Here is a 12,717-nt window from a genome sequence, read left to right as displayed (position 1 = left end):
TCTGCTAGCCTTCGCGGCCCTATGTCCCTACTGTCCCCCGATCGACAACGCGCGGCAGGCTCTGCGCCCGATGCGTCCGGCGAGGCGGTCGACGCGATCGCCGCCGAGCTGCTCGGCCTGCTGCACCGGAATGCGCCGGCCGAGGAATTCGCCGCGCGCCTCGCGCGGGTCGAGGCGCTGCCCGATGCGCTGCAGCGCAAGACGGGCCTGGTGGAGCTGGTGCGCATGGCGATGGCGCTGCGCCACCGGCTGGAAGTGCACGAGCAACGCGAGCGCGGCATGCTCGCGGTGATCGAGTCCGCGCAGGACCTGTCGAGCCGGCTCGACCTCAGCGAGCTGCTGCAGGCGATCGTGCGGCGCGCGCGCCACCTGATGGGATCGCAGCTGTGCTGGCTCACCATCTACGACGCCGCGAGCGGCGAGTTCCAGGTCGTGGTGGCCGACGGCGCGATCTCGGACCGCACGGGAAAGATGACCGCGGCACGCAGCCTCGGCGTGGCCGGCGTGGTGATGTCGACGCGGCTGCCGTTCTTCACGCCCGACTACCTGCACGACAACCGCTTCGTGCACGACCCGGCGCTCGACGACACCTTCCGCGCCGAGGGCGTGGCCGCGCTCGTGGGCGCGCCGCTGATGTGCGACGACAACGTGATCGGACTGCTCTTCGTGGCCGACCGCTACCACCGCACCCACACCGCGCTCAACGTCTCGATCCTGTGCACGCTCGCCACGCATGCGGCGGTGGCGATCAACAATGCCAAGGCCTTCGCGGAATCGAAGGCCGCGCTGGCGCATGCCGACCTGGCCCGGCGCGAGCTGGAGCGGCATGTGCGCGACGTGCAGGGCGCGGCCGAGGCGCACGAGCAGCTGACCTCGCTGCTGGCGCAGGGCGCCTCGCTCGGCGCGCTCTGCCAGTCGGTGGCGCAGCTGCTCGACGGCAGCGTGCTGGTGCTCGACGAGGCGTTCCAGGTCATCGGCCGCGGCCGCGCCGCCGGCTATGCGGGCACCGCGGCAGACGCCTATGCGCCGCACGACGCGCACAGCGCGGAACTCGCGGCGGCGCTGCGCGAAAGCCGGCGCGCGGGCCGGTCGGCGGTCGCCTATGCGGAAGGGGACGAACTCTGCCGCGTGATCGCGGTGCTCGGCGGCAACGACGTGCTCGGGGCCGTGCTGCTGTTCCGGCACGAGGACCTGCGCGAGGTGTCGCTGCGCACCTTCGAGCGCAGTTCGAGCGTCATCGGCATCGTGCTGCTGTCGCAGGAGCGCGTCGAGGCCGGCAAGAGCCGCGAGGTCTCGGCGCTGCTGCGCACGCTGGTCTCGCCGCGGCAGGACGAGCCGGCCGTGACGCGCGACCGCGCCGAGCGCTTCGGCCTCGACCTCTCGCAGCCGGTCTCGCTGCTGCTGGTGGAGATGGCCGAGCCGCGCCCGGGCTTCTGGGCCCGGCGGCTGCGCGCGGGGGTGCCGCTCCTGGCCGACCATGTGCTCGACGAGATCGACGGCGTGCTGGCCGTCGTGTGCGGCGCGACCCGGGCGCAGGACGTGCTGGCGCAGATCGCGGCCTTCGCACGGCGCGAGCTCGGCGACGCCTACCGCGGCGTGCTGTCCAGGCCGGTGCGCTCGCCCGCGGAGATGCCAGCGCTCTACGCCGCGCTGCGCAGGGCGCTGTCGGTGCTGGGGCGCCTGGGCATGCGCGGCAGCATCGTGGGCCAGAACGAGATGGCGCTCTATTCGGTGCTGTTCGAGACCCACGACCAGGGCAGTCTCAACGCCTTCCTGGACGCGACCATCGGCGCGCTGCTCGCGCACGACCGCAAGCGCGGCTCGGAACTGACGTCGACGCTGCTGGCCTACTTCGACTGCAACCAGAACGCGAAGACCACCGCGTTGCGCATGAACATCCATGTCAACACCGTGCGCCAGCGGCTCGCGACCATCGAGGAATTGATCGGGCACTGGGGCAGCGCGAGCAGGGCGCTCGAGATCCACATGGCGCTGCGCCTGTGGAGCATCGGGACGCTCATCTGAAGCCGCGTCGACGGCTGCAGGTGCGGCCTGGCTATCGCAGTTGCGCTTCGATCGCCACCTCATCGATCACGGACCAGACCTGTTCGATCCTTCCGTCGCGGAACGCGTAGAAGACGTTCTCGCAGAAGCTCACGCGCCGTCCGTTCACCGGCACGCCGAGGAAGTCCGCGGCCGGCGTGACGTCGAAGCGGAGCCTGGCCGCGAGCCGGGGCGGGTCGGCCACCAGCATCTCGATCTCGAAGCGGAGATCGGGAATCTGCGCGCAGTCGGCCTCCAGCATCGCGCGGTAGCCGTCGATGCCGAGCGCCGCGGCGTTGTGGCGCACGTCCTCGTGGACAAAGCGACCGAGCGCCGTCCACTCGCGCCGGTTGAGGCATGCGATGTAGTCGCGGTAGGTGGTCTCGAGTTCTGTCTTCGTCATGGCGGTCTGGCCATGAATGTATGCGGACGCCGCCCGCCTGTGCCACCACCGGGGACGACATTCCCGGGTGTTCGGCCGAAATCCGGAAAATGGGTAAAATCCAGAAAACACCCCTGCCGAGGAATCCCATGGCCGCCCACACCGCTTCCGTCCGCCCCGCCGAGATCGAGCGCCTCACGCGCGAGCTGCCCTCGTTCTCCGCCACCCGGCTCGCGTCCGGCATGCAGAGCGTGACCAGCACCGTGATGGCGCGCGGCGCGGTCGTGATCACGCGGCACGAGCAGCCGTCGATGGTGCTGATGTCGGTGGAGCGCTACCTCAAGCTCGAACAGGCCGCGGAGCCGAACCTCGAAGCGCTCACGCACCGCTTCGACGACATGTTCGCGCGCATGCAGGGCGATGCGGCCGCGCAGGCCATGGCCGATGCCTTCGCGATGACGCCGGACGAGCTCGGCGAGGCCGCGGTCACCCAGGCCGCCCGGCGCTGATGCCGGCCCGAATCTTCGTGCTGGCCGGCGTCAACGGCGCCGGCAAGAGCAGCGTGGGCGGCGCCGCGCTGCTGCAGAAGAAGGTCGACTACTTCAACCCGGACCTGGCCGCCCGCGCGCTGGCGGATGCCGACCCCGCGCTGTCGGTCGAGGCGGCGAACGCGAAGGCCTGGGAGCTCGGCCGTCAGGGGCTCGAGCGCGCGCTCGCGCAGCAGTTGAACTTCGCGTTCGAGACCACGCTCGGCGCGCGGACCTTGCCCGAGATGCTGCTCGAAGGCGCGCGCGCGGGCGCGCAGGTCCATCTCTGGTACGCCGGGCTCTCGTCGCCCGAACTGCACCTGCAGCGCGTGCGCGCCCGCGTCGCCGCGGGCGGGCACGACATTCCAGAGGGGAAGATCCGCGAACGCTACGAGACCAGCCGCGCCAACCTGATCCGGCTGCTGCCGCACCTCGCGAGCCTGCGCCTCTACGACAACAGCGCCGAACGCGACCCCAAGGCCGGACAGCGTCCGCAGCCGCTGCTGCTGCTGCACATGGAGGGCGGGCGCATCGTCTCCCACATCGCGCTCGACCGGGTGCCGCAATGGGCCAAGCCGATCATGGCGGTGGCGCTGGGGCGGGGCGGCGGCGCGGGCTGAGCGTGCACGGGCAGTTGTTCCAACACCGGAGCGGCTCAGAAGCCAACATGATCACCCTGCACCGAGCCGGCGGAACGAAAGCAGCCGCAGGTCGCCGACGACTATGCCAAGTGGTTCCTGGCGCGGCTGCGGACCCTGGAGCCGCGGCTCGGCGAGCGTGAATACCTCTGCGCGGGCCGCTTCACGGCGGCGGATGTGTCGGTGGGCTACGCACTGCTGCTCGCGCAGCATCTGGGCTTTGCCGAGCGCTTCACCCCTTCGCTGGAAGCCTACTGGGCGCGTCTGCGGGCGCGACCGGCCTTCGAGGCAGCGATGGCTGCGCAGTCGCGAGCTGCCGAGGCGCAGGGCGTCCCGCTGATCCCTGCACCGGATATCAGGCCCGACGGTTCTTGACGAATCGCATCGGTATGGCCCAGCAGATCGATAGGCGGAAAACATATCTGCTATAGAACCCATGTGCTTACGCTTGATCTCCCTGCCTGAAAGACTCCAGGCATGGAGACAAAAGATTCAACCGCACATGCCGGGGTCCACGCCCCCGCAACGCGCAAGCTGATCAGCTATCGCTCGGCCCGCGACGGCGCGGAGATCCAGATCGAGTACGCCGACGAAGGCGCCGGGCCTGCGATCTGCATGCTTCCCTCGCTCGCGCGCTCCGGCCGCGACTACGACGTGGTCGCGGCCATGCTGGCGCGCGAGGGTTTCCGTGTGCTGCGGCCCGAGCCGCGCGGCGTCGGTCGCAGCACGGGCCCGATGCAGTCGCTGGACATGCACGACTTCGCCGCCGACGTGGCCGCCGTGTTGGACCAGGCGCGCACCGGTCCGGTCGTCGTGGTGGGCCATGCGTGGGGCAGCCAGCCGGCGAGGGCGCTGGCTGCGGATCGGCCGGACCTCGTCTGCGGTGTCGTCATGGCCGCCGCATCGGCAGGCAAAGTGCCGCCGGGCTCGGACGAGAAGCCCTACGGCCGGCTGCGCGATGCGATCGACGGTGCCGGCGACCCGCGCCTTCCCGAAGCGCAGCGCATCGACTGCCTGCGCCGCGCATTCTTCGCCCCCGGTCACGATCCGCGCGTCTGGCTGGACGGCTGGAGCGTCGCGGCGCACGAGGCGCAAAGCCATGCGCGGCGGGTGACGCCGGTGGACGACTACTTCTCCGCAGGTCTGAAGGTGCCCATCCTCGATCTGCAGGCCGAGCACGATGCGGTGGTGATCCCCAACGTCATGAAGCCCCACCTGGGCGATCGCGTGACGGTGGCGGTGATTCGCGACGCCGGCCATGCGATGGCGCCGGAGCAGCCGCGTGCCATGGCCGACGCGATCGCGGCATTCGCGCGCCGCATCCACGGTTCGCAACCCGGCGTCTAGCGTGACAGACCCGTTCGCAGCGCATCGCCCTGGCCGCAGGGCGAGGGCGGACATCGAGCCATCCCATCCAGAAAGCAGGAGACTCACCTTGATCGAAAGAAACCGCCTTTCCGCCCTGAAGCTCGCATGGGCCGCATCGGCGCTGCTCGCCGCCGCCTTTGCGCACGCAGAGAGCTATCCGAGCAAGCCGATCCGCATGGTGATTCCCTACACGCCCGGCGGCTCGATCGATACCGTGGGCCGCCTGGTGGCCGATCAGCTGCAGCGCCAGCTGGGGCAGCCGATCGTGATCGAGAACACGCCGGGTGCTTCCGGCCTGGTGGGCGCGATGAACGTGAAGAAGGCCAAGGCCGACGGCTACACGCTGCTCTTCAACGCGTCGAGCCAGACCTACCTGCCGCTGGTCGTGGCGAAGAAGACCTACGACGCGCAGCGTGACTTCACGCCGGTGGGACAGATCGGCTACGTGCCGCTGATCGTCGCCGTCAACAACGACGTGCCGGCCAGGACCATGGGCGAGTTCGTGCAGCTGGCCAAGGCCCATCCCGGCAAGTACACCTGGGCCACCTCGGGCCTGGGCACCACCAGCCATCTGAGCGAGGAGATGGTCAACCGGGCGCTGGGCCTGCAGATGCAGATCGTGGCGTACAAGGGCGCCGTGCCGCAGTTGACCGACGTGATCGGCGGCCATGTCTCGGCCGCGATCTCGCCAATGCCCGGCGTGGCGCCCTTCGTGCATGGCGGACGGCTGCGGCCGCTCGCAGTGACCAGCAAGGTGCGCGTCGCGTCGATGCCGGACGTGCCGACGCTCTCGGAGGCCGGCATGCCGGGCTTCGAGCTGCTGTCGTGGTACGGCATCTGGGGGCCGGCCGACCTGCCGGCGGCCATCACGGACCGGCTCAACAGCGAGATCGCCAAGGCTGTCGAGGCGCCGTCGCTGAAGGCCAGGTTCGCGGAACTGTCCTTCGTGCCGACGAAGTCCAGCCCGGCGCAGTTCAGGCAATTGATCGCGGACGACCTGACGAAGATCGGCAAGGCCGTGAAGGAAGCGGGCATTCGCATCGACTTCTGACCCGCCTCATGAAGACGCGCCAGCGTTTCCCTGGGCCTCCGGCCAGCGGGTGACGCGCTTCACGCCGCCGCCGCCGAGGGCGGCCGGTAGGCGCGAAAGTCCAGCGCGCGCAGCAGCTTCGCGGTCTCCTGGATGAGACGGCTGTTGGGGCGCGCAGCGGGCATGGCGAGCACCAGCCGGTTCCACATCGCCGGCGGGCCGATGGGCGCGGAGCGAACCTTCGCGCGGCGCGCGCTGAGATGGAGCGCGCTCTCGGGCAGGATGGAACACGCCATGCCTTCCTCCACCACCGTCATCGCCGTGTGCACCGCGCCCACTTCGGCCAGGATGTTCAGGTTGATCTTGCGCGGCAGGAGCACCGCATCGACCAGGCTACGTATCGGGTTGGGCGCCGCGGGCAGGATCAGCGGGAAACCCGCGAGCGATGCGAGCGGCACACGCTCTGGCAGGCGATAGCCGGCGGGCGTGACGAGCAGCAGCCGCTCGCGCATCAGGGGCTCGTAGCTCAGCAGCGGCGTGGGCGGCGGGTCGAAGAGGACGCCGACGTCGATGCGCCCCGCGAGCAGGCCCTCGCGAAGCGACAGGCTCAGCCCTTCCACCACCGACAGCATGGCATGCGGCAGCCGCTCGCGGAACGCGCGCACGAGCGGCACGCAGAGGCCGCTGGCCACGCGGTTCGGCAGGCCCACGACCACCTTGCCGGCGGGCTCGTCGCGCATCTCCTTGATCTCGAACAGCGCCTGCGCCGCGGCGTTGAGCATGACGCGCGCATGCGCCAGCAGTGCGTGCCCCGCCTGCGTGGGCGTGACGCCCCGTCCCGTGCGCTCCAGCAGGCGCTGACCCAGCTCCTGCTCGAGCAGGGCCACTTGCCGGCTGATGCTCGGCTGCGCCAGGTTCAGCACCGCCGCGGCACGGCTGAAGCTGCCTTTCTCGACCACCGCGACGAAGTATTCCAACTGCCTGAGATCCATAGCGGCAAGACATATCTGATATAGAAGTCATTGGATTTAACTTTGCTTCCACCCGGTTCAGACTCCATGTTTTCCCGGGGACGCCGGGCGCGAGGAACAAGGATGACGAGATTCGAATCGAAGGTCGCGATCGTGACCGGCGCGGGCTGCGTGGGAACCGGCTGGGGCAACGGCCGCGCGATGGCCGTGCGGCTGGCGCAGGAAGGTGCCAAGGTGCTGGCGGTCGACCGCGATGCCGAACGCCTGGCCGAGACCCTGGCGCTGGCAGGCAGCGCGGCGGCATCCATCACCAGCTGCATCTGCGACGTGACCCGCTCGGAGAGCGTGCGGGCGATGGTCGACACCTGCCTCGAGACCTACGGCGCGCCCGACATCCTGATCAACAACGTGGGCGGCTCGGCCGCGGGCGGTCCGGTGCAGCTGAGCGAGGAAGCCTGGGACAGCCAGATCGACATCAACCTCAAGAGCGTGTTCCTGACCTGCAAGCATGTGCTTGGGCACATGGTGGCGCGCAAGCGCGGCGCCATCGTCAACGTGGCCTCGACCTCCGGCCTGCGCTGGACCGGCAGCGCGCAGGTGGCGTACGCGGCCAGCAAGGCCGGCGTGATCCATCTGTCGCGCGTGGTAGCGGTTCAGCACGCACCCGACGGTGTCCGCGTCAACACCGTCGTGCCCGGGCAGTTGCACACGCCGATGGTGGAAGTGCGCCTGGCCAAGCAGCGCACCGGCGGCGACATCGATGCGCTGCTCGCTTCGCGCCTGCGGCGCATTCCGCTGGGCTTCATGGGCGACGGCCGGGACACGGCGAGCGCTGCGCTCTATCTTGCGAGCGACGAGGCGCGGTTCGTCACCGGCACCGAACTGATCGTGGACGGCGGCATGACGGCCCGCTGCGACTGAGTAATTGCAAAAACGAACGGAGACAAGCCAATGAACAGACGGCACATCCTGGCCGCCGCCGCGGTGCTTTCGATGGCACCGGTCGCCTTCGCGCAGACCGGCGGAAAGCCGGTTCGCATCGTGACCTCGTTCAGCCCGGGCGGGCCGGTCGATTTCGTGGCGCGCACGCTGGCCGAGCAGCTCGCGCGCGAACTGAAGCGGCCGGTCATCGTCGACAACAAGCCGGGCGCGAACGGTGCGCTGGGCGCACTGGAAACCCTGCGCTCCGAAGCGGATGGCGGCACGCTCTGGATCACCAGCGTGGGTGCCGCCGCGATCAATCCGTCGCTGGTCGACAAGTCGCCCTACAACACGCTGCGCGATTTCGCGCCGGTCTCGCTGGTGGCGAACAACGTGGAGGTGCTGGTGGTCGGCGCGAAGGATCCCGCAGCGGACGCCGCGGCGTTCGTGCAGGCCGCCAAGGCGAGCAAGGAGCCCACGCCGATGGCCTCGTCGGGCTCCGGCAGCATCCCGCATCTGGCCCTGATCCAGCTCGAGGAGTCCACCGGCGCGCGCTTCCTGCATGTGCCGTACAAGGGCATGGCGCCGGCTTTCACCGACCTGATGGGCGGGCAGGTGAAGGGCGTGTTCGCCGACGTCGCGGCGATCATGCCCCATGTGCAGGGCGGCCGGCTCAAGGCCATCGGGATCGCGGCGGCCAAGCGCCATCCGTCGCTGCCGGAGGTCAAGACCCTCGACGAGCAGGGCATCAAGGCGGTGGACACCAACAACTGGTACGCCTTGTTCGTTGCCGCCAAGACACCGCCGGCGGTGGTGGCGCAGTTGAACCAGGCCGTGCGCCATGCCGTTGCCGACCCCGAGGTGAGCGCCAGGCTGCTGCGCGGCGGCGCCGAGCCGAAGACCTCCACGCCGCAGGAACTGGCAGCGCTGCTGAAGGCCGATACCGACAAATGGGCCGCATTGATCAAGTCCCGCAACATCAAGGCCGACTGATGAGCACCAGCCATATCCGCGTTCCGCTGGTGGTTCCGGGAACCGTTCCCGAACTGGCCGAGATCGAGGCACGCATCCTGTCGGAGCGCGGCCGGATCTCGCTGCTCTACCAGGTGCTGCTCAACAGCCCGAGCATCGCCAGCGGCTGGGAGTCGATGCTGACGGCCGTGCGCAACCGCACCGGCGTGCCGGCCGACCTGCGCGAGATGATCATCCTGCGTGTGGCCGTGCTCAACGATGCGGCCTTCGAGTTCGACGCGCATGTGCCGCATGCGCTCGAAGCCGGCTTCGCGCAGGCGAAGATCGATGCGCTGCGCGCGCCCGTTCCCGACGCCAGCTTCACGGAAGACGAGCGGCTGTTGCTGGCGCTGACCGATCGCATAACGCGCGAGGTCCAGGTGCCGGCCGAACTGATGGAGCGCGTGAACGCGCGCTTCGATCCCGCCACCGTGGTCGAACTGGTCGCCACCGTGGCGGCCTACAACATGGTGTCGCGGTTCCTCGTGGCGCTGAACATCTCGCACTAGACGCAAGCACCCGGTGCCTGCCCGCCCCATGACCGACGCCACTGCCGATGCCAATGCCGAAGCGCCCGTGAGGACCTATCTGGAACACCCCTCGCCGCCGGATCTTCGCCTGCCACCGAATTCCTGCGACAGCCATGTGCACGTCTTCGGTCCGGTCGCGCGCTTTCCGTATGCGCCGAACCGCCGCGCGACGCCGCTGGAAGCACCCAAGGAGACGCTGTTCGCGCTCCACCGCGGCATGGGCATCGAGCGCTGCGTGATCGTGCAGTCGATCACGCATGGCACGGACAACCGCGTGGTCGAGGACGCGATCGCGGCGGGGCAGGGCCGCTACCTCGGCATCGCCCTGGTCGAGCCCGAGGTGCCCGATGCCGAGTTGCAGCGCCTGGCGGCGGCGGGATTCCGCGGCGTGCGCTTCAACTTCATGCGGCACATCGCGACCACCGCGGGGGTCGAAGCGGTGCTCGCGCTGACGCCGCGCCTGGCCGCAGTCGGCATGCATCTGCAGGTGCATTTCGAGAGCGAACTGATCCACGAGCTCTGCGCCCCGCTGCAGCGCAGCCGCGTGCCGGTGGTGATCGATCACATGGGGCGCGTGGACGCCCGGCGCGGGCTGGACGCCCCCGACTTCCAGGCGCTGCTGAAGCTGCTGGAGAACCCGCGCTTCCACGTCAAGGTCAGCGGCATCGATCGCATCGATGCCCATGCGCCCGCGGCCGAGCGCTATGCGCGCGGCGAGGCGCTGGCGCGCATCCTGGTCGCGCGTTTTCCGGAGCGCTGCGTCTGGGGCACCGACTGGCCGCATCCCAACCACACCCACATCCCGGACGACGGCGCACTGGTGGATGCGCTGGGCCGCATCGCGCCCGATGCGAGGCACCTCGAGCAGCTGCTGGTCCACAACCCGCAGGCGCTGTACCGCTTTACGACCTGATCCGCGGCCCTGTCGCCGCACGCTTCATTCGAGGTGCCCATGTCCACTGGACGGATTCCCACCGACGTCATACGTCTGCGATTCCATGGTCCGCTTCCGGACCCCGCCGCACTCGGCGAGGGGTTCGCGAGCCTGCCCTGCTGGGAGGACCTCGGCTGCAGCATCGTCCGGCGTGCGCACGCCGAAACGCTGCAGGTCGCGCATGTGTACCTGCAGCTGCTTCACCGCACGGCGCTGTCGAAGCACACGCTCGCCGCGCTGACCGACGCAGCGGGCGCGGCCTGCCCTGGCACAAGCGTGGAGGCCGCTCGCCTGACCTTGATGCAGGACCTCGCCGGCGCCAGTGCGGAATCGCCCGCGCGTTTCCATTACACCGTCGAGATGGCGCCTGAACCGGGCTGGGGCATCGAACTGCAGCGCTGGTACGACCAGGAACATCTGCCCGGGCTGGCCGCCGTGCCGGGCTGCGTCAGGGCTCAGCGCTTCTGGAACAACGACGATGAACGGGCGTCGCTCGCATGCTATGACCTCGTCTCCGATCGGACCACGGCCTCTGCCGAGTGGCTGGCGGTTCGCGGCACGGCGTGGAGCGATCGCGTGCGGCCGCATTTCATGAAGCCCGCTCGAACCATGTTCACCCTCGTCGCACCGGTACCCTGAGACGCGCGCGGCGCCTCGTTCGAGCGGGGCGTCGGATCGTGGGCAGTACGATGTGGAACGACGCACCGCAAAGGGTCCGCCGCCGCAGGCGAGCCCGAATGAGTGCCCGCCTTCCTCCTTCCAACGACGCGACCACGCCGATGCTCTACGAACTCCGCATCTACACCGCCATGCCGGGCCGCCTGCCCGACGTGCTGGCCCGCTTTCGCGACCATACGGTCGGCATCTGGAACCGGCACGGCATCCGCCAGCTCGGCTACTGGACCACGGTGGTCGGACCGGACAGCAACGCGCTCACCTACATGCTCGTCTGGGACAGCATGGCCGATCGGGAGACGAAGTGGGCCAAGTTCGTGGCGGACCCGGAATGGATCCAGGTGCGACAGGCCAGCGAAAGTGCAGGGCCGATCGTCGCGAACATGGACAGCTCCTTTCTGGCGCCGACTTCGTTTTCGCCGCTCGCGTAGGCTGCGTGCCTCACGTGGACCCGCCCTTGTCTGCGCAACGCATTTGAAGCACAATCTCGCGAATGAAGTCAGCCATCCTTCCACAGGTGCGCGTTGACCCTGAGCTTCGCGCAGACCTGGAGTCGGTGCTTGCTGAGGGCGAGACCTTGTCCGAGTTCATCGAGGACACAGTGCGCGGCGCCGTGGCTTACCGACGCACCCAAGTCGAGTTTCATGCCCGCGGTGAGGCTGCCTGGCAGGCGTACTTGCGCACGGGCGTGTCGCATCCAGCAGACCAGGTCATCGCAGAGATGCGCGAGCGCCTTGAAATCAAGCGCCAGCAACTGGGTATTCCGTCGACGAAGACGCGATGAGCTTTGCGGTTGCGTTCGCTCCGCAAGCGAGAACGGATCTCCTCAGGCTCTTTCAGTACCTGATTGACCGCGCTGAAACGGTCGAGGACCTGGATCTTGCGGAACGCGCGATCGCGGCCGTCGAGATGTCTGCCCAGACACACCTGTCCAAGACACCGTTTATCTACCGCAAGGCAACACGGGGCGATGGTCTGCGTCGCGAACTGGTTGTTCCCTTCGGAGCCAGCGGTTATGTCTTGCTTTATGAGATTGTGGGTCCCTCCACGGTCGTCGTGCTCGCTGTAAGGCATCAGCTGGAGCAGGATTACCACTGACGGTGGGAAGGGATGCAGGTTCTCGGCCGAGTAGCGTCGGTTCGAGCCTGCCTGCCGCGACGAGCCGGCTGAGAACCACAGTTGGGATGCCTTGCTCGGCGATATTGCGAGCGCAGGAGCGGTCGGCTCCGGGCGAGGCAAACATTTAGATCCAAGAGGGCGCGCGAAGCGCAACCGGCATGCATTGATCAGCCGGGCTGATAGCCGCATTCAGCAGTCACCAGCGACGTGCATTCCTTGGTTCTGACTAACCCGCGGGGCCGCTCTGGCGCAGCGCCTGCACCACAAGCGAGAACGCGGCCGAAGGCTGGCGCCGGTGCGGGTAGTACAAGTGATAGCCCTCGAAGCGAGGGCACCAGTCCGGTGGGATGGTGGGCCTGGGTGGCGCGCACCTTCCCGCACGACGCCGAGGCCGGCGGCGGCCTGTTCGTGGCGGTGGTGCAGATGGCGATCGCGCTCGGCTCCACGGTGGGCGGGCTGCTGTTCGACCACCACGGCCATCGGGCCACCTTCCTGGCCAGCGCCGCGCTGCTCGCGGCCGCGGCGGCGTTGACCGGGGTGACGGCCGCGCGCGGCCGCTGAAGCCGCG

At 69.0% G+C, this 12,717-nt stretch carries 15 protein-coding genes and 3 pseudogenes; 15 read left to right on the top strand and 3 right to left on the bottom strand.

Annotated elements, in window-relative coordinates:
* Nucleotides 1–21: 21 nt before the first annotated feature.
* Nucleotides 22–2,025: a GAF domain-containing protein gene (locus M2165_RS02175; protein WP_280813021.1), complete on the top strand. Its 2,004-nt coding sequence runs from the start codon at nucleotides 22–24 to the stop codon at nucleotides 2,023–2,025.
* Nucleotides 2,026–2,056: 31 nt separating this feature from the next.
* On the opposite strand, the gene M2165_RS02170 is transcribed toward M2165_RS02175, so the two are convergent.
* Complete coding sequence (locus tag M2165_RS02170; RefSeq protein ID WP_280813020.1) at nucleotides 2,057–2,446, bottom strand: ester cyclase; 390 nt, start codon at nucleotides 2,444–2,446, stop codon at nucleotides 2,057–2,059.
* A gap of 128 nt (nucleotides 2,447–2,574) precedes the next feature.
* Here M2165_RS02170 and M2165_RS02165 point away from each other — a divergent pair, with 128 nt between their 5' ends.
* The 5 genes and pseudogenes from M2165_RS02165 to M2165_RS02145 all read left to right on the top strand — a co-directional run bounded on the left by M2165_RS02165 (nucleotide 2,575) and on the right by M2165_RS02145 (nucleotide 6,009).
* Nucleotides 2,575–2,934, top strand: coding sequence for a hypothetical protein (locus M2165_RS02165; protein WP_280813019.1), 360 nt, complete (start codon nucleotides 2,575–2,577; stop codon nucleotides 2,932–2,934).
* A complete protein-coding gene (locus M2165_RS02160) occupies nucleotides 2,934–3,572 on the top strand; it encodes a zeta toxin family protein (RefSeq protein WP_280813018.1) in 639 nt (212 codons plus the stop codon). Before M2165_RS02165 ends, M2165_RS02160 begins: the two co-directional genes overlap by 1 nt.
* Before the next feature lie 63 nt (nucleotides 3,573–3,635).
* A pseudogene (locus M2165_RS02155) lies at nucleotides 3,636–3,965 on the top strand (glutathione binding-like protein); the annotation flags it as partial.
* A gap of 102 nt (nucleotides 3,966–4,067) precedes the next feature.
* The gene (locus M2165_RS02150) at nucleotides 4,068–4,937 is read left to right on the top strand and encodes an alpha/beta fold hydrolase (protein WP_280813017.1); all 870 of its coding nucleotides are present in this window, start codon (nucleotides 4,068–4,070) and stop codon (nucleotides 4,935–4,937) included.
* An 88-nt stretch (nucleotides 4,938–5,025) separates the two neighbouring features.
* On the top strand, nucleotides 5,026–6,009 hold the full coding sequence (locus tag M2165_RS02145) for a tripartite tricarboxylate transporter substrate binding protein (protein WP_280813016.1): 984 nt from the start codon (nucleotides 5,026–5,028) through the stop codon (nucleotides 6,007–6,009).
* Between the two features lie 59 nt (nucleotides 6,010–6,068).
* Here M2165_RS02145 and M2165_RS02140 read toward each other — a convergent pair whose 3' ends face one another.
* Nucleotides 6,069–6,980 (bottom strand): LysR substrate-binding domain-containing protein, encoded by a 912-nt coding sequence (locus M2165_RS02140; RefSeq protein ID WP_280813015.1) that lies wholly within the window; start codon nucleotides 6,978–6,980, stop codon nucleotides 6,069–6,071.
* Nucleotides 6,981–7,082: 102 nt separating this feature from the next.
* On the opposite strand from M2165_RS02140, the gene M2165_RS02135 reads away from it, so the two are divergent.
* The 8 genes from M2165_RS02135 (at nucleotide 7,083) to M2165_RS02100 (ending at nucleotide 12,128) form a co-directional block, all read left to right on the top strand.
* Nucleotides 7,083–7,880, top strand: a complete 798-nt coding sequence (locus M2165_RS02135) for an SDR family NAD(P)-dependent oxidoreductase (protein WP_280813014.1) — start codon at nucleotides 7,083–7,085, stop codon at nucleotides 7,878–7,880.
* A 30-nt stretch (nucleotides 7,881–7,910) separates the two neighbouring features.
* Nucleotides 7,911–8,873, top strand: a complete 963-nt coding sequence (locus M2165_RS02130; protein ID WP_280813013.1) for a tripartite tricarboxylate transporter substrate binding protein — start codon at nucleotides 7,911–7,913, stop codon at nucleotides 8,871–8,873.
* The gene (locus tag M2165_RS02125) at nucleotides 8,873–9,400 is read left to right on the top strand and encodes a carboxymuconolactone decarboxylase family protein (protein WP_280813012.1); all 528 of its coding nucleotides are present in this window, start codon (nucleotides 8,873–8,875) and stop codon (nucleotides 9,398–9,400) included. The genes M2165_RS02130 and M2165_RS02125 overlap by 1 nt, the downstream gene beginning before the upstream one ends.
* 28 nt (nucleotides 9,401–9,428) lie before the next feature.
* On the top strand, nucleotides 9,429–10,334 hold the full coding sequence (locus tag M2165_RS02120) for an amidohydrolase family protein (protein WP_280813011.1): 906 nt from the start codon (nucleotides 9,429–9,431) through the stop codon (nucleotides 10,332–10,334).
* Nucleotides 10,335–10,373: 39 nt separating this feature from the next.
* Complete coding sequence (locus M2165_RS02115; protein WP_280813010.1) at nucleotides 10,374–10,994, top strand: hypothetical protein; 621 nt, start codon at nucleotides 10,374–10,376, stop codon at nucleotides 10,992–10,994.
* 98 nt (nucleotides 10,995–11,092) lie between these two features.
* Entirely contained in the window at nucleotides 11,093–11,461 is a 369-nt protein-coding gene (locus tag M2165_RS02110; protein ID WP_348541039.1) for an NIPSNAP family protein, read from the top strand.
* A 62-nt stretch (nucleotides 11,462–11,523) separates the two neighbouring features.
* Entirely contained in the window at nucleotides 11,524–11,814 is a 291-nt protein-coding gene (locus M2165_RS02105) for a YlcI/YnfO family protein (protein WP_280813009.1), read from the top strand.
* The gene (locus M2165_RS02100) at nucleotides 11,811–12,128 is read left to right on the top strand and encodes a type II toxin-antitoxin system RelE/ParE family toxin (protein WP_280813008.1); all 318 of its coding nucleotides are present in this window, start codon (nucleotides 11,811–11,813) and stop codon (nucleotides 12,126–12,128) included. Before M2165_RS02105 ends, M2165_RS02100 begins: the two co-directional genes overlap by 4 nt.
* A 247-nt stretch (nucleotides 12,129–12,375) precedes the next feature.
* Here M2165_RS02100 and M2165_RS02095 read toward each other — a convergent pair.
* Nucleotides 12,376–12,489, bottom strand: a pseudogene (locus M2165_RS02095) (LysR family transcriptional regulator); the annotation flags it as partial.
* Between M2165_RS02095 and M2165_RS02090 the strand changes: the two are divergent.
* Nucleotides 12,486–12,710, top strand: a pseudogene (locus M2165_RS02090) (MFS transporter); the annotation flags it as partial. The pseudogenes M2165_RS02095 and M2165_RS02090 sit on opposite strands and share 4 nt — an antisense overlap.
* Nucleotides 12,711–12,717: the final 7 nt, after the last annotated feature.

The organism is Variovorax sp. TBS-050B (assembly GCF_029893635.1).
In the GTDB taxonomy this organism is placed as follows: Bacteria; Pseudomonadota; Gammaproteobacteria; order Burkholderiales; family Burkholderiaceae_C; genus Variovorax.
Note: the sequence above shows the minus strand (reverse complement) of the source record. Positions and strands in the feature narration are given on the sequence as shown.